This is a genomic window from Streptomyces globisporus C-1027 (assembly GCF_000261345.2).
GTDB lineage: Bacteria > Actinomycetota > Actinomycetes > Streptomycetales > Streptomycetaceae > Streptomyces > Streptomyces pakalii.
In genome coordinates this window covers 1,917,199-1,935,702 of the sequence record NZ_CP013738.1, presented here as the reverse complement: position 1 = coordinate 1,935,702, position 18,504 = coordinate 1,917,199, and the positions used below count along the sequence as shown (strand labels likewise).

General features: G+C 72.6%; 17 protein-coding genes and 1 riboswitch. Of the genes, 13 read left to right on the top strand and 4 right to left on the bottom strand.

What is annotated here, in order from left to right; genetic code table 11:
• Positions 1–3 precede the first annotated feature (3 nt).
• Complete coding sequence (gene trpD, locus WQO_RS08505) at positions 4–1,068, top strand: anthranilate phosphoribosyltransferase (protein ID WP_010057814.1); 1,065 nt, start codon at positions 4–6, stop codon at positions 1,066–1,068.
• Between the two features lie 96 nt (positions 1,069–1,164).
• A riboswitch (SAM riboswitch) is annotated at positions 1,165–1,282 on the top strand.
• Between the two features lie 204 nt (positions 1,283–1,486).
• Entirely contained in the window at positions 1,487–2,866 is a 1,380-nt protein-coding gene (locus tag WQO_RS08500) for an aminotransferase class V-fold PLP-dependent enzyme (RefSeq protein WP_010057815.1), read from the top strand.
• A gap of 64 nt (positions 2,867–2,930) precedes the next feature.
• On the opposite strand, the gene WQO_RS08495 is transcribed toward WQO_RS08500, so the two are convergent.
• Both WQO_RS08495 and WQO_RS08490 read right to left on the bottom strand, forming a co-directional pair.
• Positions 2,931–3,212: an Lrp/AsnC family transcriptional regulator gene (locus tag WQO_RS08495; protein ID WP_003969641.1), complete on the bottom strand. Its 282-nt coding sequence runs from the start codon at positions 3,210–3,212 to the stop codon at positions 2,931–2,933.
• On the bottom strand, positions 3,209–3,964 hold the full coding sequence (locus tag WQO_RS08490; protein ID WP_010057820.1) for a rhomboid family intramembrane serine protease: 756 nt from the start codon (positions 3,962–3,964) through the stop codon (positions 3,209–3,211). The genes WQO_RS08495 and WQO_RS08490 overlap by 4 nt, the downstream gene beginning before the upstream one ends.
• 194 nt (positions 3,965–4,158) lie before the next feature.
• Between WQO_RS08490 and WQO_RS08485 the strand changes: the two genes are divergently transcribed.
• The 5 genes from WQO_RS08485 (at position 4,159) to WQO_RS08465 (ending at position 9,687) form a co-directional block, all read left to right on the top strand.
• Positions 4,159–4,401 carry a hypothetical protein gene (locus tag WQO_RS08485; protein ID WP_003969643.1) on the top strand — a complete coding sequence of 81 codons (243 nt, stop codon included), beginning with the start codon at positions 4,159–4,161 and terminating at the stop codon, positions 4,399–4,401.
• Positions 4,402–4,440: 39 nt separating this feature from the next.
• Complete coding sequence (locus WQO_RS08480) at positions 4,441–5,802, top strand: NYN domain-containing protein (protein ID WP_010057821.1); 1,362 nt, start codon at positions 4,441–4,443, stop codon at positions 5,800–5,802.
• 292 nt (positions 5,803–6,094) lie between these two features.
• Complete coding sequence (locus tag WQO_RS08475; protein ID WP_010057822.1) at positions 6,095–7,120, top strand: C40 family peptidase; 1,026 nt, start codon at positions 6,095–6,097, stop codon at positions 7,118–7,120.
• A 265-nt stretch (positions 7,121–7,385) separates the two neighbouring features.
• On the top strand, positions 7,386–8,414 hold the full coding sequence (locus tag WQO_RS08470) for a C40 family peptidase (RefSeq protein ID WP_010057823.1): 1,029 nt from the start codon (positions 7,386–7,388) through the stop codon (positions 8,412–8,414).
• 16 nt (positions 8,415–8,430) lie between these two features.
• A complete protein-coding gene (locus WQO_RS08465) occupies positions 8,431–9,687 on the top strand; it encodes a hypothetical protein (protein WP_010057824.1) in 1,257 nt (418 codons plus the stop codon).
• On the opposite strand, the gene WQO_RS08460 is transcribed toward WQO_RS08465, so the two are convergent.
• Positions 9,663–10,913, bottom strand: coding sequence for a glycosyltransferase 87 family protein (locus WQO_RS08460; RefSeq protein WP_010057825.1), 1,251 nt, complete (start codon positions 10,911–10,913; stop codon positions 9,663–9,665). The genes WQO_RS08465 and WQO_RS08460 overlap by 25 nt on opposite strands.
• Before the next feature lie 108 nt (positions 10,914–11,021).
• Here WQO_RS08460 and WQO_RS08455 point away from each other — a divergent pair, with 108 nt between their 5' ends.
• Positions 11,022–12,164 (top strand): glycosyltransferase family 4 protein, encoded by a 1,143-nt coding sequence (locus WQO_RS08455; protein ID WP_010057827.1) that lies wholly within the window; start codon positions 11,022–11,024, stop codon positions 12,162–12,164.
• Positions 12,165–12,251: 87 nt separating this feature from the next.
• Here WQO_RS08455 and WQO_RS08450 read toward each other — a convergent pair whose 3' ends face one another.
• Positions 12,252–14,048 (bottom strand): AMP-dependent synthetase/ligase, encoded by a 1,797-nt coding sequence (locus WQO_RS08450; RefSeq protein WP_010057829.1) that lies wholly within the window; start codon positions 14,046–14,048, stop codon positions 12,252–12,254.
• 278 nt (positions 14,049–14,326) lie between these two features.
• Here WQO_RS08450 and WQO_RS08445 point away from each other — a divergent pair, with 278 nt between their 5' ends.
• The 5 genes from WQO_RS08445 to WQO_RS08425 all read left to right on the top strand — a co-directional run bounded on the left by WQO_RS08445 (position 14,327) and on the right by WQO_RS08425 (position 18,452).
• Positions 14,327–15,133: a metallophosphoesterase family protein gene (locus WQO_RS08445; protein ID WP_010057830.1), complete on the top strand. Its 807-nt coding sequence runs from the start codon at positions 14,327–14,329 to the stop codon at positions 15,131–15,133.
• 109 nt (positions 15,134–15,242) lie between these two features.
• Positions 15,243–15,692 (top strand): SRPBCC family protein, encoded by a 450-nt coding sequence (locus WQO_RS08440; RefSeq protein WP_006123902.1) that lies wholly within the window; start codon positions 15,243–15,245, stop codon positions 15,690–15,692.
• Positions 15,693–15,697: 5 nt separating this feature from the next.
• Positions 15,698–16,885: an ArsA family ATPase gene (locus tag WQO_RS08435; RefSeq protein ID WP_010057831.1), complete on the top strand. Its 1,188-nt coding sequence runs from the start codon at positions 15,698–15,700 to the stop codon at positions 16,883–16,885.
• Between the two features lie 82 nt (positions 16,886–16,967).
• On the top strand, positions 16,968–17,435 hold the full coding sequence (locus WQO_RS08430) for a DUF5304 domain-containing protein (protein WP_010057832.1): 468 nt from the start codon (positions 16,968–16,970) through the stop codon (positions 17,433–17,435).
• A 75-nt stretch (positions 17,436–17,510) separates the two neighbouring features.
• Complete coding sequence (locus WQO_RS08425; RefSeq protein ID WP_010057834.1) at positions 17,511–18,452, top strand: ROK family glucokinase; 942 nt, start codon at positions 17,511–17,513, stop codon at positions 18,450–18,452.
• The last annotated feature ends 52 nt before the right edge of the window (positions 18,453–18,504 follow it).

Sequence of the window (18,504 nt, the reverse complement as noted above, 5' to 3'; positions counted from 1 at the left end):
ACCATGAACGTTGTGACCCCGAACGGCGGCGACAGCGTGGCGGACCGTTCCTGGCCCGGCCTCCTGAACCCCCTGCTGCGCGGCGAGAACCTCAGCTCCGAGGAGACCGCCTGGGCCATGGACCGCATCATGAGCGGCGAGGCCACCGACGCGCAGATCGCCGGGTTCGCCGTGGCGCTGCGGGCCAAGGGCGAGACCGTCGACGAGGTCACCGGCCTGGTCCGCGCGATGTACGCCCACGCCAACACCATCGAGGTGCCCGGCCGCACCGTCGACATCGTCGGCACCGGCGGCGACCTCGCCAAGACCGTCAACATCTCCACCATGTCCGCGATCGTCATCGCCGGCACCGGCGCCAAGGTCGTCAAGCACGGCAACCGGGCCGCGTCCTCGGCGAGCGGCTCCTCCGACGTACTGGAGAAGCTCGGCGTCAACCTGGAGCTGACCCCGCGGCGGGTCGTCGAGGTCGCCGAGCAGGCGGGCATCACCTTCTGTTTCGCCGTGAAGTTCCACCCCGCCCTGCGGTACGCCGCCAAGGCCCGCAAGGAGCTCGGCGCGCAGACCACGTTCAACATCCTGGGCCCCCTCACCAACCCGGCCCAGGTGCGCTCCCAGGCCGTCGGGGTCGCCGACGCCCGGATGGCGCCCATCGTCGCGGGCGTGCTGGCCGACCGTGGCAACTCCGCCCTCGTCTTCCGCGGTGACGACGGGCTCGACGAGCTGACCACCACCGCCACCTCCCGGGTCTGGGTGGTGCGCGACGGCGCGGTCCGCGAGGAGGCGTTCGACCCGCGCGACGTGGGGCTGCCCATCGTCCCGGTCGAGGCGCTGCGCGGCGCCGACGCCTCGTACAACGCCGATGTGGCCCGCCGCCTGCTGGACGGCGAGAGGGGCGCGGTACGGGAAGCGGTGCTGCTCAACTCGGCGGCCGCCCTGGTCGCCCTGGACCCCGGCCCCGGCACGCTGACCGAACAGCTCGCGGCGAAGATCGCGGTGGCGGCCGAGTCCATCGACTCCGGGGCGGCCAAGCGGGCCCTGGAGCGCTGGGTGGCGGCCAGCAACGCCTGAGAGACACCTCCGGCGCACACGGTGTGACACAGGGCGCAGTCCGGATGCCGGACTGCGCCCTTGCGCGTGTGCATACGTATGGCAAGATGCTGCGCAGGTCATGAGTGACAGCGACTACGGCCCCGGCCCGCTGTCCGGCAACCCTCCGTCCGTGGCGGGGTGCCCCGGGTGAAGACCAGGCCGTAGGCAGCGAGGTCTGCGGCAAGCGCGGGCCCCTCGGCATCCAGCGGATGCCAGCCCCCGGGGTCCTGGTCCCTAGGGAGCCTTCTGTGAGCAAGCGAATGCGTTAGGGCTCGTCCCAGGGCTTTTCACGCCCTGAGCTGACCGCCCTTCTTCAGCGCACCCTTTTCCTTCCCTCTCCGCGCCGCCGTGTACCCGCAGGCGCGCAGATTTCGCCTGCCTGTTACGGGAGTTCGCCATGTCTGTCTCCACCGCTGCCCTCGACCCGTCGGTTTGTGCCCCGCTGCCCGTTCTGGGCCAGGACGTCACCGTTCCGCTCGTCACCGGCGGTGAAGTCACCTACGCCGCCCTCGACTACGCCGCCAGCGCCCCGGCCCTCCAGCGGGTCTGGGACGACGTCGCCGCGTACGCCCCGTACTACGGCAGCGTCCACCGCGGCGCCGGCTACCTCTCGCAGCTCTCCACCGACCTCTTCGAGAACAGCCGCCGCACGGTCGCCGAGTTCCTCGGCTGCCGCCCGGAGGACCAGGTGGTCTTCACCCGCTCCACGACCGACTCCCTCAACCTGCTGGCCGCCGCGATCCCCGCGAACTGCCAGGTCTTCGTGTACGAGACCGAGCACCACGCCTCGCTGCTGCCCTGGCGCGACGCCCAGGTCACCTACCTCAACGCACCACGCACCCCGGGCCAGGCCGTCGAGACCCTGGAGCGCGCGCTCGCCGACCGCGACCCCTACGGCCCGGCCCTCGTCTGTGTCACCGGCGCCTCCAACGTGACCGGTGAGCTGTGGCCGGTGCGGGAACTGGCCGCCGCCGCCCACGCGCACGGCGCGCGCATCGTCCTGGACGCCGCCCAGCTCGCCCCGCACCACCCCGTCGACATCGCCGAACTGGGCGTCGACTGGGTCGCGTTCTCCGGCCACAAGCTGCACGCGCCCTTCGGCTCCGGGGTCCTCGCCGGCCGCGCCGACTGGCTCCAGGCCGCCGAGCCGTACCTCGCCGGCGGCGGCGCCTCCCGCAAGGTCGCCCGGCGCGCCGACGGCGGTGTGGACGTCGACTGGCACACCACGGCCGCCCGCCACGAGGCCGGTTCGCCCAACGTCATCGGCGTCTACTCCATCGCCTCCGCCTGCAAGGCCCTCACCGAGGCGGGCTTCGACAACCTGGTCGCCCGGGAGCAGGAGCTGGTGTCCCGGGTCCGCGAAGGGCTCGCCGAGGTGCCCGAGGTGCAGGTGCTCTCGCTGTTCGGCGACGACGCCCCCCGGGTCGGCGTCATCTCCTTCGTGGTGCGCGGCTGGAACAGCTCCCACTTCGCCGCCGCCCTCTCCGCGGAGTACGGCATCGGCGTCCGCGACGGTCTCTTCTGCGCCCACCCGCTCGTGCGCACCCTCCTCGGCAGCGACCCGCAGGACCCGGGGGAGTGCGGCGCCCCCGAGGCCGAGCCGGGCGAGCGCTCGCTGAACGCGATCCGGGTGAGCTTCGGGGCCGGTACCCCCGACGAGCACATCGACCGCTTCCTGCGCGCGGTGACCGAACTGGTCCGCGAGGGCGCCCAGTGGAAGTACCGCACCGAGGACGGCCGCTGCGTCCCCGACCGGGGCGAGGCCCCGCAGGTCTGAGGCCCGGAAACCACTTCGGCCGGGGACGGGCGCGCTGCCCGTCCCCGGCCGAAGTGTGCCGGAGCTACGCGTCGAGGCCGATGGCGAACGCCGCTTCCAGGTCGTGCTGGGAGTACGTACGGAACGCCACATGGGTGTCCGTGCCCTCGACGCCCGGGATCTTGCTGATCCTGCCGGGGATGACATCGGCGAGGTCGTCGTGCCGGGCGACCCGGACCATGGCGATCAGGTCGTAGGTGCCGGTGACGGAGAAGACCTCGCTGACGCTGTCCAGCGCGGCGATGGCCTCGGCGATCTCCGGAATCCGGTCCACACTGGTCTTGATGAGCACGATCGCGGTGATCACGGCTGGCTGTCTCCCTCGGTGGCCGTGGCTGGAACCTTCACTCTAGCTCTCCGCCCATAGCCCACCCAGGCGTAGAGGAACCCCGCAGCGAACCCGGCCACATGCGCCAGATACGCCACCCCCGGCCCGGCGTCCGCGCCCTGCGCCGCCGCCCACTGGAGCCCGAACCAGAAGATCAGCACGATCCAGGCGGGAAACCGCAGCGGCAGGAAGAAGAGGAACGGGAACAGGCTCGTCACCCGGGCCTTGGGGAAGAGGTAGAGGAACGCGCCGAGCACCGCGGAGATCGCGCCCGACGCCCCGACCAGCGTCTGTTCGGAGTCCGCGTGCGCCGCCGCGTAGCAGACCAGCGCCACATAGCCGCAGCCCACGTAGAACAGCGCGAACTGCGTCCGCCCCATGCGCTCCTCGGCCATCGCGCCGAACACGTAGAGGAAGAGCAGGTTCCCCAGCAGGTGCAGCCAGCTGCCGTGTACGAACAGCGCCGTGAACGGAGTGATCAGGGCGTGCGCCGAGCCCTCCCACAGCTCGGCGGGGATCACCCCCCAGCGCTCGAAGTACGCGACCTGCGCGGCGAGCAGCGCCTCCTCGCTCCGGTGGGCGGCGCCACCGAACCCGGAGAGCGGACTGATCAGGAAGACCACTCCGCAGACACCGATCAGCCCGTACGTGACCGGGGCGCCGCTCGACACCGCCGCGTCCCGGATCCTGCCGACCGTGGTCCGCCATTCGGCCTGCCGCCACTCGAACATGTACAGAGCATGACGTACCGGTCGAGAACGGGACGGAGCGCCTCGCCGTGCCGATGCCTATACGCGAGGCCGTAGGGTTACGCCAGGACTTCCGCAGTTCGACGGCGCACCGCGAGATCCTTGACGTAGACAGGTGGAGTCGCGGCGGCGCGCCCGGCGCGGGCTCCTGGAAACGACGAAAGAGGACGCTAACGATGACGACGGTTCCCCTGCCGACGGACTCGACCCGCTGGCGCTGCACCCTGTGCGGCAACCTCACGCGCTTCGACGTCACCCGCTCCTCCAAGGTCGTGGAGTACGTGCACCTCGACCTGGCCGGTGAGTCGAGTGTCGAGGAGCGGGAGGTCGTCAGTGAGACCATCGAGTCGGTCCGCTGTCGTTGGTGCAACGCGGTGGACCAGATCGAACTGGTGGACAGGCCGGGTGCCGCTTCCTGAGGGAGCGCACCCTTCGACATATCTATGGGGTGACGGACGGTGGATCAGCCGACCAGCGGCGCCGGACCGGCCGATGAGGCCGACGGCGGTGCAGAGGCGCTCGGCCGTCCGCTGCCCGAGGGTGTGCGACGGCGGGTGATCGCGCTGGTCTCGGACGCCTTCGGCGCCCTGACCGTCGCCGAACTGCCCGCCCAGCTGCGGCAGTACGCCCGGTTCACCCCGACCCGGCGGGCGAAGTTCGCGGGGAACGCGATGGCCGCCGCGCTGGAGAGCGACGCCGTCTTCCGGCAGCGGATCGGTGAGCGGCTCGGCCAGTCCCAGCCCGAGCTGACCGGTGCGCTGGAGGCGGGCGCGCCGCCCGCCGCCGCCGATCCCCTCGATGTGGCCGCGGCCGCCTATGTGCTGCGCCCGGTCGGCTGGGTCAAGCTGGTCGAATCGGCCGGCGAGGAGGTCCAGCGCGCCGACGCGGAACGGGCGGACGAGGAGACCCGGCGGGAACTGGACCAGCTGCGCGAGGAGCTGGAGCGGGCCCGCGCCCACACCCGTACCGAGACCGAGCGGCTGCGCACCGAGCTGGAGGCGGCCCGCAAGGAGGCCGAGTCGCTGCACCGCAAGCTGCGCAGCGCGCTCAGCGAGGTGAAGCGCGGCGAGGCCGCCCTGCGCCGCAGTGCCGCCGAGACCGACACCGTACGGGCCGAGTCGGCCGCCCAGATCTCCGCCGTGGAGAGCGAGTCACGCCGGCTCAAGGGGCGGCTGGGGGAGGCCGAGGCGGCCCTGGAGGCGAGCCGGCGCGCCGCCCGCGAGGGCCGCTCGGTGGAGGACATGCGGCTGCGGCTGCTCCTGGACACCGTGCTGGACGCGGCCTCGGGGCTGCGCCGGGAGCTGGCGCTCCCTCCGGCGACCACGCATCCCGCCGACACCGTGGACGCGCTGGAGCCGGGCCGGATGTCGCCCAAGGACATCGCCGCGCGCGCTCTTTCGGAGACCGATCCGGCGCTGCTGGACCAGCTCCTGGCCCTGCCGCAGGCGCACCTCATCGTGGACGGCTACAACGTCACCAAGACCGGCTATCCCCAGATGCCGCTGGAGAAGCAGCGGTTGCGGCTGCTGGGCGGGCTCTCGGTGCTCGCGGCGCAGACCGGTGCCGAGATGACCTGTGTCTTCGACGGGGCCGAACTGGCCGCCCCGGTGCTGCTCGCCCCGCCGCGCGGCGTCCGGGTGCTGTTCAGCAAGCCCGGTGTCACGGCGGACGAGGTGATCCGTCAACTCGCCCGCGCGGAACCGCCCGGGCGGCCCGTGGTGGTCGTCTCCACCGACCGTGAGGTGGCGGACGGTGTGGCGAAGGCCGGGGCGCGGCCGGTCGCGTCCGTCTTGCTCCTCAAGCGCCTTTCACGCGTCTAAAGGGGTTTGGGTGGCATGTGTGACATGCCGGATTTCTGGGAACGTACCGTCAAGTCGCCGCTACACGCGGTGGGGTGAGAGTAAAGAGTTGCCTGGTGTGACGAGAAAAATCCTGTGAGGATTTGAACTGATCACAAGATGGTCACTAGGGTCAGGCCTCGAACCTTCGCACGGTTGATCACCCATTGGGGGTGGCGGCGAAGGAACCGCCGAGTCCGTCATGTGCACGGAGCCGGGGATTCTTTCCCCCACTTGCCCGGTAGGCGGCTGAGGAAGAAGGAGCTCGTCCTTCGTGGCGTCCCACCGTCGTCCCAAGCAGCCGAGCCGCACCCGCGTGACCGTGCTCACCGCGACCGCCGCCGCGGCCGTGGCCCTGACCTCCCAGGCCGCCCACGCCGACCCCAAGCCGAGCAAGAGCGAAGTCAAGGCGAAGGTCGACAAGCTCTACCACGAGGCCGAGGCCGCCACCGAGAAGTACAACGGGGCCAAGGAGCAGCAGGACAACCTGAAGAAGGAAGTCGACGCGCTCCAGGACAAGGTCGCCCGCGGCCAGGCCGAGCTCAACACGCTCCGCACCGAGCTGGGTTCGATCGCCACCGCGCAGTACCGCTCCGGCGGCATCGACCCGTCGGTCGCCCTCTTCCTCGCCTCGGACCCGGACAGCTTCCTCGACCAGGCCTCCGCGCTCGACCAGCTGACGGTCAAGCAGACGGAAGCGCTGCAGAAGATCCAGTCCAAGCAGCGCACCCTCGCCCAGCAGCGCAAGGAGGCCCAGGACAAGCTCGGCGACCTCGCCGACGTCCGCAAGGCGCTCGGTGAGAACAAGAAGAAGTACCAGGGCAAGCTGGCCGACGCCCAGCAGCTCCTCAACACGCTGACGCAGGCCGAGCGGGCCAAGATGCAGCAGGACGAGCAGCGCGCCAGCCGTGCCGCCAGCGACCGGGTCGAACTCGGCAACGAGGCCCCCGCGTCCGGCCGTGGTGCCGCCGCCCTCAGCGCCGCCGCCACGCAGATCGGCAAGCCGTACGTCTCCGGCGGCTCCGGTCCCAACTCCTACGACTGCTCCGGGCTGACGCAGTGGGCCTTCGCCCAGGCCGGCGTCTCCATCACCCGGACCACGTACACCCAGCAGCACGACGGCCAGCGGATCGGCCGCAGCCAGCTCAAGCCGGGCGACCTGGTCTTCTTCAACGGCCTGTCGCACGTCGGCTTCTACGCCGGCAACAACCAGATCCTGCACGCCCCGAAGCCGGGCACCGTCGTCCGCTACGAGTCGATGGACTACATGGGCACCTTCCAGTTCGGCGTCCGCGTCTGACCGGACCGCGCCGAGCGGCACGCCACGGCACGCCCGAACGAGGGAATCGCCGCGCACCACGCTGACGCCCCCGCCCCGCCGGAGACCAAGGTCACCGGCGGGGCGGGGGCTTTTCGGCCCCTCTCGCGCCCACGGCACGGTCTTTGGCCGGTGCGTAGTCGTCCGATTACTGTCTGGCTGCTGTGCAGCTCCCGGACTCCGTCCGCCCGCCCCGGGCGGCAGGGGCTGCGCACCACCGCGTGAGCGGAAGGGAGTGCGGCTACCAGTGGTGTCCCATCGCCGTTGCACACAGTCCGGCTTCACCAGAGGCGTCCGGGTCACGGTCGTCTCGGCGGCCGCCGCCACCGCGGCCGCCACCCTGACCGGGGCCCCGGCGAGCGCCGACCCGAAGGAGACCCGGGAGAGCGCCAAGGCCGCCGTCGACCGCCTCTACGAGGAGGCCGAGCAGGCCACCGAGCGGTTCAACGCGGCCGGGGAGCGCGTGAAGCGGCTGCGCGGCGAGGCGGACCGCGCCCAGGACGCCACGGCCCGGGGCCAGGAACGCGTCAACGAGATGCGCAACGCGCTCGGCGCGATGGCGGGCGCCCAGTACCGCACCGGCTCCATCGACCCGTCGGTCGCCCTGCTGCTCTCCGCCGACCCGGACACCTACCTGGAGCAGGCCGCCGCCCTCGACCGGGCCGGCGCCCGCCAGGCGATGACCCTGGACAAACTGCGGCACGCCCAGCGGGGGCTCGCCCAGACCCGCGCCGAGACCACCCGCGCCCTGACCGACCTGGAGCGCAACCGGGCCGCCGTCGCCCGCCACAAACGCGCCGTCGAGTCCAAGCTCCGCGAGGCCCGCCGGCTGCTGGACTCGCTGCCGCCCGAGGAACGCGCCTCCTTCGACCGGGCCTCCCGCTCCGGCCGCGACGGCGTGCCCGACCTCTCCGGCGTCGCCCCCGGCTCGGCCCGCGCGATGTCCGCCGTGGCCGCCGTCCACCAGGCGCTCGGGAGACCCTACGTCTGGGGCGCCAACGGGCCCTCCGGATTCGACTGTTCCGGCCTGATGCAGTGGGCCTACGCCCAGGCCGGGGTGAGCCTGCCCCGCACCTCCCAGGCCCAGCGCTACGCGGGCCGCATGGTGCCCCTCTCCCAGGCACAGCCCGGTGACCTGGTCGCCTACCGGGCGGACGCCAGCCACATCGGCATGTACGTCGGCAACGGCCAGGTCATCCACGCCCCCTACCCGGGCGCCCCGGTCCGCTACGATCCGGTCGGCATGATGCCCGTCTCCTCGGTCACGCGGATCTGACCGTACGATCGGCAGGGTGGCCGGACGAGGACGAGACGCGCGTGGGGGAGGCCCCCGGGGACGGCGGCGTGCGGCGGGCCTGCTGCTCGCCGCGCTCCTGACCGCCTCCGCCTGCACGGCATCCGGCGAACCGGACACCTTCCTCACCACCGGGGCCCTCGACGCCACCCTGGAGCGCCGCGCGGCGGCCGTCCTCGCCCACGACCCGGCGGGCTACCTCGACGGCCTCGCCCCGGACGCCGCGAAGCTGCGGGCCGTCCAGCGCACCGAGCTGGACCGGCTCGCCGACGTACCGCTGAAGTCGTGGACGTACGACGTCAAGGACATCACCGAGCAGGACGGGCAGTGGGCCACCGCCGAGGTGGAGCTGCGCTACCGGATCGACGGCTACGACACCGCCCCGGTCGCCACCCGCCGCGTCCTGGAGCTGATGCGCGACGGTGACCGCTGGTACATCACCGAGGACCGGCCCGCCAAGGGCGCCTCCGGGCAGCTGTGGCAGCAGGGGGACGTGGAGGTCGTCCAGGGCGCCCACAGCATCGTCCTGGGCGTCGGACGGGGCGAGGAGGAGTTGCGGCAGATCGCCGACACCGTGGACCTCGCCGTACCGGCCGTCTCGGACGCCTGGCCGCGCCCGTGGAACCGGCGGGTGGTCGTCCTGGTCCCGGACTCCGTCGAGTCGATGGCGGGGCTGCTCGGCTCGCCGGAGGCCAGCTACCGGGGCATCGCCGCCGTCACCACCGGTGAGGTCGGCGGCACCGGCGAGAGCCCCGCCATCGCCGACCGGGTCATCGTCAACCCGCAGGCGTACGCCACCCTCGGCAGCTTCGGGCAGCGGATCGTCCTGACCCACGAGACGACCCATGTCGCCACCCGGACCAGCACCTCCACCGCCACCCCCGTCTGGCTCTCCGAGGGCTTCGCCGACTGGACCGCCTACCGGGGCGAGGACCGCGCCGCCGACAGCGTCGCGCCCGAACTGGCCGAGGCCGTCCGCAGCGGCCGGACCCCCGCGGAACTCCCCGCCGACCCGGACTTCGGCTTCGACGGCGACCCGGCGAAGCTCGCGGGGGCGTACGAGGGCGGCTGGCTGGCCTGCGAGCTGATCGCGGAGCGGTGGGGCAAGGAGAAGCTGATCGCCTTCTACGAGGCCGTGGGCGCGCACGACGGACGGAAGGGGGCGGTGGAGAAGGCCCTGAAGGCGGTGCTCGACACCACCCCCGAGCAGTTCACCGCCGACTGGCGCGACTACCTCGCCACCCGGCTCGGCTGACCCCCGACCACGTTCGGGGCCGCCTCCGCGCCCGGTCTCCCCGGCACCGTCGACCGCCACAGCCGCCCCGCCGCGATCAGCGAGGCCGCCACCAGCAGCCCGTTCCGTGCGACCAGGAGCGTCACCCCGCGCGCGTCGCTCTCCACGACATGGACGAAGCCGACCGGGAACTCCAGCAGCGTCACCCCCGCCGCCACCAGCACCAGGACCGCGGGCAGGGTCATCGCCGTTCCCCGGAACAGCAGGCACACCGCGGCCAGACCGACCAGCCACACCACGTACTGCGGGCTGATCACCCGGCTGGTCACCGTGAACAGCAGCACCGCCGTGAACGCCGCCTCGGCCGGGGTGCGCACCGCGAACGACCGGGCCCGCAACCGCCAGAGCAGCAGCCAGCCCAGCGCCAGGACCGCGAGCCCCAGCGCCAGCGTCGACACCAGCTCCACGTGCGGCCCGACGAACTCCATCGAGCCGTAGCGCAGCTCCACCCTCCCCTCCCAGCCGAACTGCCGCGCGAGGTGGAAGACCAGCGCCCCCAGCGACTCGATCTCGGTGCCCCGGTCCCGCTGGAAGGCCAGGAACGCGAACGCCCCGGGCATCCACAGCGCGAACGCCGCAGCCAGGCCCGCGGCGCTCAGCGCCGCCGAGGTCCAGGCCGCCCGGGTCGGACGCCCCTTGCGCACCCCCACCAGCAGCAGCGCGGGCCACCCCTTGAGCAGCGCCCCGAACGCGGCCAGCGCCCCCAGCGCCCGGGGCCTGCGCACGCCCGCCAGCAGCGCCGCCACCGCGACCGCCGTCACCATCAGGTCGTAACGGGCGTAGACCGTCGGGCCCAGCAGCGGCACCCCCACGACCCACACCCACGCGCCCGCCACCCTTATGCCCGGCCGCCGGCCCGCATACAGCAACAGCCCCAGCACCAGCGCGTCGCAGACCAGCACCAGCACGAAGAACGCGGTCGCGTACTCCAAGAACGGCAGCAGGGCGGGGGAGAGGACCGCCAGCGCCGCCCCGGGCGGGTACTGCCAGGTGACGTCGTCCAGCGGGTACGTGCCGGCCAGCAGGACCTCGTACCAGCCCCGGTAGATCACCGACACGTCCACCGTCACGTCCGGACCGGGCACCGTGACCACCTTGAACACGCAGGCCAGCAGCCAGGCCCGGGTCAGCGCCCACACCGCGTACGGCCACGGTCCGGTGCCGGTGGGTGCTCGTCCCGTCGTCATCGCCGCCGCCTCGTCGTCGCTCGTCCCCGGCCGCCCCCCGGCGGCTCATGATGCCGTCGGGAGAGGTCCCCAGCGGTGAAGCGCGGCCGTTCGGTACTGTCGGCGGCGATGGACAAGACCTTGATCGTGACCAACGACTTCCCGCCCCGCCCCGGTGGCATCCAGGCGTTCCTGCACAACATGGCGCTGCGCCTGGATCCCGAGAGGGTCGTCGTCTACGCCTCCACCTGGAAGCGCGGCGAGGAGGGCGCGGCGGCCACCGCCGCCTTCGACGCCGAGCAGCCGTACCCCGTGGTCCGCGACCGGACGACGATGCTGCTGCCGACCCCGCGCGTCACCCGCCGGGCCACCGAGCTGCTGCGCGAACACGGCTGCACCTCCGTCTGGTTCGGCGCCGCCGCCCCGCTCGGCCTGATGGCACCGGCGCTGCGCCGCGCGGGCGCCCGCCGCCTGGTGGCCACCACCCACGGCCACGAGGCGGGCTGGGCGCAACTGCCCGCCTCCCGGCAACTGCTGCGCCGGATCGGGGAGGGCACGGACACGATCACCTATCTCGGTGAGTACACCCGCTCCCGGATCGCCGCCGCGCTCACCCCCGACGCGGCCGGCCGCATGGTCCAACTGCCGCCCGGCGTCGACGAGAAGACCTTCCACCCGGGCTCCGGCGGTGACCGGGTCCGGGCCCGCCTCGGGCTCTCCGACCGCCCGGTGGTCGTCTGCGTCTCGCGCCTGGTGCCGCGCAAGGGCCAGGACACGCTGATCCTGGCCATGCCCGCGATCCTGGCGCGGATCCCGGACGCGGTGCTGCTGATCGTGGGCGGCGGACCGTACGCCAAGGACCTGAAGCGGCTCGCGGAGCAGACCGGGGTGCAGGACTCGGTGCGCTTCACCGGCCCGGTGCCCTGGGCGGAGCTGCCCGCGCACTACGGGGCCGGGGACGTCTTCGCGATGCCCTGCCGGACCCGGCGCGGCGGGCTCGACGTGGAGGGCCTCGGGATCGTCTACCTGGAGGCGTCCGCGACCGGGCTGCCCGTGGTGGCCGGGGACTCCGGCGGCGCCCCGGACGCGGTGCTGGACGGCGAGACCGGCTGGGTGGTGCGCGGCGGCAGTGCCGAGGAGTCGGCGGACCGGATCGTCACGCTGCTCGGCGATGCGGAGCTGCGGCGGCGGATGGGGGAGCGCGGCCGGGCCTGGGTCGAGGAGAAGTGGCGCTGGGACCTGCTCGCGGAGAAGCTCAAGACGTTGCTGTGACCGTACGGACGACGCAGAGGACTGTACGGCGAAGGGGCCCGCGCTTGTCGAAAGCGCGGGCCCCTTCGCCGTCATCCTCAGGCACTCTCAGGCGCGGTAGATCGACTCCACCTCGTCCGCGAAGTCCTTCGCCACCACGTTCCGCTTCAGCTTCAGCGACGGGGTGATGTGGCCCGCTTCCTCGGTGAACTGGGTCGGCAGGATACGGAACTTGCGCACCGACTCCGCCTTGGAGACCGCCGCGTTCCCGTCGTCCACCGCCCGCTGCACCTCGGCCAGCAGCTCCGCGTCCTCGCGCAGCGACAGGGCCGTCGAGCCGGCCGGCTTGCCGTTCTCCTCGGCCCAGCGGCCCAGGAACTCCTCGTCCAGGGTGACCAGCGCGCCGACGAACGGGCGGCCGTCGCCGACCACCATGCACTCGGCGACCAGGGCGTGCGCGCGGATCCGGTCCTCGATGACGGCCGGGGCGACGTTCTTGCCGCCCGCCGTCACGATGATCTCCTTCTTGCGGCCGGTGATCGCGAGGTAGCCGTCCTCGTCCAGCGTGCCGATGTCCCCGGTGTGGAACCAGCCGTCGGCCAGCGCCTCGGCGGAGGCCGACTCGTTGTTCCAGTAGCCCGTGAACAGGTGCTCGCCGTGCAGCAGCACCTCGCCGTCGTCCGCGATCCGCACGACCGAGCCGGGCAGCGGCTGGCCGACCGTACCGATCTTCGGCCGGTCCCACGGGTTGAACGCGGTGGCCGCGCACGACTCGGTCAGGCCGTAGCCCTCCAGGACCGTGAAGCCGATGCCCCGGTAGAAGTGGCCGAGCCGCTCGCCCAGCGGGGCACCGCCGGAGATCGCGTACTCGCCCCGGCCGCCGAGCACCGCGCGGAGCTTGCTGAAGACCAGCTTGTCGAAGAGCTTGTGCTTGAGCTTCAGACCCAGCGCGGGGCCCTGCGGGGTGGACAGCGCCCGGCTGTAGGCGATCGCCGTGTCGGCGGCCCGGTCGAAGATCTTGCCCTTGCCGTCCGCCTGCGCCTTGGCGCGGGCCGCGTTGTAGACCTTCTCGAAGACCCGGGGGACGCCCAGGATCAGTGTCGGCCGGAACGAGGCCAGCTCGTCGGTGAGGTTCTTGATGTCCGGGACGCAGCCGAGCTTGATCGGGGCCATCACCGACGCCACCTCGACCAGCCGGCCGAAGACGTGCGCGGCGGGCAGGAACAGCAGCACCGAGCACTCGCCCGTACGGAACAGCGGCTTCAGCCGCTCCACCACGTTGCCGCACTCCGCGAAGAAGCTGCGGTGGGTGAGCACACAGCCCTTCGGGCGGCCCGTGGTGCCCGAGGTGTAGACGATCGTCGCCGGGTCGTCCGCCTTGGCGCTGACCATCCGCAGGTCCATGGTCTCCTCCGAGACCTCGGCACCCGCCTTGCCGAGCGCCTCCACGGCGCCCGCGTCGATCTGCCAGACATGCGCCAGCTCCGGCAGGGAGTCCCGTACGGAGGCCACGGCCGCGGCGTGCGCGTCGCTCTCCACGAGCACCGCGACCGCCCCGGAGTCACCGAGGATCCACTGCACCTGCTCGGCGGAGCTGGTCTCGTACACCGGCACGGTCACCGCGCCCGCGCTCCAGATCGCGAAGTCCAGCAGCACCCACTCGAAACGGGTGCGCGACATCAGGGCGACCCGGTCGCCGGGCTGCACACCCGAGGCGATCAGCCCTTTGGCGGCTGCTCTCACCTCGGCCAGGAACTGGGTGGCGCTGACGTCCGTCCAGACGCCGGCCACCTTGCGGCTCATCACCGCGACTTCGGGATGCTGAGCGGCATTGCGGCGGATGAGATCCGTCAGGTTGCCGTCCGTCGGGACCTCGTACAGGGCCGGAAGGCTGAACTCGCGCAAGACTGCTGCTCCTCATCGGGCTCCGGTGCCACGGCTCTGTGTGACGCACCGGCTGCGGTCCAAGATTGGCGGGTGCTCAGTGGGGTGAGCACGACTGGACTGCCCGGACGTTACCCACCGGTACTCGGTTCCGGATAGGGGGTTCCGGCCAGATGTCTTATGCATCACACATATAAATGGCCCTTTCGCGCACAGTAGTCCACTGCCGTCCCGACGTGGAAGTAACCGCAGGTCCGGACGGTCTACCCGGGACCGGAGGGGCACTCTAGGGTGATCGCATGCGAGGCAGCGAACCGGACAGCCGGGACCCGGCCACCAGGCCGACCCGGATCCATGTGGTCAGCGACGTGCACGGCAACACCGAGGCCCTGGCCCGCGCCGGGGACGGCGCCGACGCGTTGATCTGCCTCGGTGACCTGGTGCTCTTCCTCGACTACGCCGACCACTCGCGCGGCATCTTCCCCGACCTGTTCGGCAAGGAGAACGCCGACCGCATCGTCGCCCTGCGCACCGCCCGCCGCTACGACGAGGCCCGCGCCTTCGGCCGCGAGCTGTGGGCCGGCCGCGACCGCAACACCGAGATCCTCGGCGCGGTACGCAAGCAGTACGCCGAACTCTTCGCGGCCTTCCCCACTCCGACGTACGCCACCTACGGCAACGTCGACGTCCCCACCCTCTGGCCCGAGTACGCCCGCCCCAACACCACCGTGCTCGACGGCGAACGCGTCGAGATCGGCGGCCGGGTCTTCGGCTTCGTCGGCGGCGGCCTCAAGACCCCGATGAACACCCCGTACGAGATCAGCGACGAGGAGTACGCCGCCAAGGTCGAGGCGCTCGGCCCGGTCGACGTCCTCTGCTCGCACATCCCGCCCGAGGTGCCCGAGCTGACGTACGACACCGTCGCCCGCCGCTTCGAACGCGGCAGCACCGCTCTGCTGGAGGCGATCCGCGCCACCCGCCCCCGATACGCGCTTTTCGGCCATGTTCACCAGCCGTTGGTCCGCCGGATGCGCATCGGTACCACCGAGTGCGTCAACGTCGGCCACTTCGCCTCGACCGGAACGCCCTGGGCGCTGACCTGGTGAGCGCGGGCGGCCGGGGCGTGGACCGGAGCGCCCCGGGCACGCGATAGCCTGCACAGCGGCAGGCTCCTGCCGACAGCGACCGGTTACACCGCACTGGAGGGCCACGGCGATGGCTGAACACACCAGCTCGAGCATCACGATCGAGGCGGCACCGGCCGACGTCATGGGCGTGATCGCCGACTTCGCCCGCTACCCGGAGTGGACCGGCGAGGTCAAGGAGGCCGAGGTCCTCTCCACCGACGACCAGGGCCGCGCCGAGCAGGTCCGCCTCGTCCTGGACGCCGGGGCGATCAAGGACGACCACGTCCTCGCCTACACCTGGACCGGCGAGAACGAGGTCAGCTGGAGCCTCGTCAAGTCGCAGATGCTGCGCTCCCTGGACGGCACCTACGCCCTGACCCCCCTCGCCGGCGGCGAGCGCACCGAGGTCACCTACCGGCTCGCCGTCGACGTCAAGATCCCGCTCCTCGGCATGATCAAGCGGAAGGCCGAGAAGGTCATCATCGACCGCGCCCTCGCCGGTCTGAAGAAGCGCGTCGAGTCCGCCCCCAAGGCCTGAGCGACATGCGTACGGTCCTGGTCACCGGCCCCGGCGGCGCGGGCCGTACCACCGTCGCGGCGGCCACCGCACTGGCCGCCGCCGACCGCGGCGACCGCACCCTGCTGCTCTCCGCCGAGGCCATACCCGGCTTCCCGGCCGCCGCCGGACCCACCCCGGTCACCGACCGCCTCGACCACGTCCGCATCGACTCCGGCGAGCACTTCCGCGCCGAACTCACCGAGCTGCAGAACCGTGCCTCCGGCGTCCTGGACCTGCTCGGCGCGGGCCGGCTCGACGGCGAGGAACTCACCGAACTCCCCGGTTCCGCTCAGCTTGCCCTGCTGCACACGCTGCGCCGCGCCGCCGAGGGCGACCTGTCCGGCTACGACACCCTCGTCGTCGACCTCCCGCCGCTGACCGAGGCCCTGGCCCTGCTCGCCCTCCCCGCACAGCTGCGCCGCTACCTGCGCCGGCTGCTCCCCGCCGAACGCCAGGCCGCCCGCGCCCTGCGCCCCGTCCTCGCCCAGCTCGCCGGGGTCCCGATGCCCGCCCAGTGGCTGTACGAGGCCGCCGCCCGCAAGGACGAGGAGCTGGCCGCCGTCCAGACCCTGATCGAGGACGGGGCCACCACGCTCCGGCTGGTCGCGGAGCCGGGCCCGGCCGCCGAGGACGCCCTGCGCACCGCCCGGACCGGCCTCGCCCTGCACGGTCTGAGCGCCGATCTGCTGGTCGCCTCCCGTGTGCTGCCCCGGCACTCCTCGGACCCCTGGTTCGCCGCGCTCGCCGCCCAGCAGGACAAGTGCCTGGACCACTGGCACCAGGACGTGGCCCCCGACCTCCCGGTGCACGAGGCCGCCCACCTGGGCCGGGACCCCGAGGGCGCGGGCGACCTGGCCGCTCTGGAGATCCCCGCCCCCGACGACCGGACGCCCGGCCGGGCCGGCGACCCCTGGTGGACCGAGGAGGAGCAGGACGCGGACGACGGGGCCACGACCATCGCCTGGTGCCTGCCGCTGCCCGGGGCGGCCAAGGAGGACCTGCGCCTGGTCCGCCGGGGCGACGAACTGCTCCTGACCGTCGGCCCCTTCCACCGGATCGTGCGGATCGCCTCCGCGCTGCGCCGCTGCACCGTCTCCGGCGCGGCCCTGGCCGACGGGGTGCTGCGGGTGCGGTTCACGCCGGACCCGGCCCTGTGGCCGCGCACCTCCTGAACGCCGTGCGGCCATTCGGGTAACGTCGGTAGTACGTGAACCGCAGGCCGACCGTCGGCCGCCCGCGTCGCAGGAGTCCGCCATGAGTGAAGCCACCGATCGTCCCGTCGACGGCGACGCGTGGGCCGACGCCTGCGCCGAGGACCTCGCGGCCGAGAAGGCCCGCCGCCGCGCGGAGTACGGCCCGCCGCCCGGATCCGCCGCCGAGGAGCTGCGCAAGCTGGTCGACGCCGTCGCCGACAAGGTCTCCTCGCTCCAGACCCCGCTGTTCGGCGTCGCCGCCCCCGCGGTCCAGCAGGCCATCCGGCAGGCGAAGTCCGCCGTCGAACCGGTCATCGAGCGCAACCCCCAGGTCTTCGACCACCTCGCCGCCGCGGGCAACGAACTGCTGGCCGCCTACCGCTCCGCGGTGGAGGGCCAGGAGAGCCGCTGGACCCGCACCACCGAGGGCGCCTCGGGCACCGCGGGCCCCTCGAAGAAGGCCGCCGACGACCCGTCCGACCCCCGGGACGAGGGCCCTTCCGGCACCGAACGCATCGACCTGGACTGACCGGCTCCGGCCGGTACCGGGTGCGGCCTCGGGTACGGTTGCCCTTAGCGGGGCTCGACCGAAACTGAGGGATTCATGGGACTCACCATCGGCGTCGATATCGGCGGCACGAAGATCGCGGCTGGAGTGGTCGACGAAGAGGGCCGGATCCTCTCGACGTTCAAGGTGGCGACCCCGCCGACGGCCGAAGGCATCGTCGACGCGATCTGCGCGGCGGTCGCCGGGGCGAGCGAGGGTCACGACGTGGAGGCCGTCGGCATCGGCGCCGCCGGTTACGTCGACGACAAGCGCGCCACCGTCCTCTTCGCACCGAACATCAACTGGCGTCACGAGCCGCTCAAGGACAAGGTCGAGCAGCGCGTCGGCCTGCCCGTCGTCGTCGAGAACGACGCCAACGCCGCGGCCTGGGGCGAATACCGCTTCGGGGCAGGCCAGGGCCACGACGACGTCATCTGCATCACGCTCGGCACCGGCCTCGGCGGCGGCATCATCATCGGCAACAAGCTGCGCCGCGGACGCTTCGGCGTCGCCGCCGAGTTCGGCCACATCCGGGTCGTCCCGGACGGTCTGCTCTGCGGCTGCGGCAGCCAGGGCTGCTGGGAGCAGTACGCCTCCGGCCGCGCGCTCGTCCGGTACGCCAAGCAGCGCGCCAACGCCACCCCCGAGAACGCCGCCATACTGCTCGGCCTCGGCGACGGCTCGGTGGACGGCATCGAGGGCAAGCACATCAGCGCGGCCGCCCGCCAGGGCGACCCGGTGGCCATCGACTCGTTCCGCGAGCTGGCCCGCTGGGCCGGCGCCGGACTGGCCGACCTCGCCTCGCTGTTCGACCCGTCCGCGTTCATCGTCGGCGGCGGCGTCTCGGACGAGGGCGAGCTCGTCCTCGACCCGATCCGCAAGTCGTTCCGGCGCTGGCTGATCGGCGGCGAATGGCGCCCGCACGCCCAGGTGCTCGCCGCCCAACTCGGCGGCAAGGCAGGGCTCGTGGGCGCGGCCGACCTGGCCCGCCAGGGCTGAGTCCCGTACGGCACGACGCATCGGACGCCCGCCGCCGCCCTCCGGGGCAGCG

Excerpts from the sequence above, each read along its gene's own strand:
- trpD (WP_010057814.1), top strand. The coding sequence starts at position 4 with ATGAACGTTGTGACCCCGAACGGCGGCGACAGCGTGGCGGACCGTTCC.
- WQO_RS08500 (WP_010057815.1), top strand. The coding sequence starts at position 1,487 with ATGTCTGTCTCCACCGCTGCCCTCGACCCGTCGGTTTGTGCCCCGCTG.
- WQO_RS08490 (WP_010057820.1), bottom strand. The coding sequence starts at position 3,964 with ATGTTCGAGTGGCGGCAGGCCGAATGGCGGACCACGGTCGGCAGGATC.
- WQO_RS08485 (WP_003969643.1), top strand. The coding sequence starts at position 4,159 with ATGACGACGGTTCCCCTGCCGACGGACTCGACCCGCTGGCGCTGCACC.
- WQO_RS08460 (WP_010057825.1), bottom strand. The coding sequence starts at position 10,913 with ATGACGACGGGACGAGCACCCACCGGCACCGGACCGTGGCCGTACGCG.
- WQO_RS08455 (WP_010057827.1), top strand. The coding sequence starts at position 11,022 with ATGGACAAGACCTTGATCGTGACCAACGACTTCCCGCCCCGCCCCGGT.
- WQO_RS08445 (WP_010057830.1), top strand. The coding sequence starts at position 14,327 with ATGCGAGGCAGCGAACCGGACAGCCGGGACCCGGCCACCAGGCCGACC.
- WQO_RS08440 (WP_006123902.1), top strand. The coding sequence starts at position 15,243 with ATGGCTGAACACACCAGCTCGAGCATCACGATCGAGGCGGCACCGGCC.
- WQO_RS08435 (WP_010057831.1), top strand. The coding sequence starts at position 15,698 with ATGCGTACGGTCCTGGTCACCGGCCCCGGCGGCGCGGGCCGTACCACC.
- WQO_RS08430 (WP_010057832.1), top strand. The coding sequence starts at position 16,968 with ATGAGTGAAGCCACCGATCGTCCCGTCGACGGCGACGCGTGGGCCGAC.
- WQO_RS08425 (WP_010057834.1), top strand. The coding sequence starts at position 17,511 with ATGGGACTCACCATCGGCGTCGATATCGGCGGCACGAAGATCGCGGCT.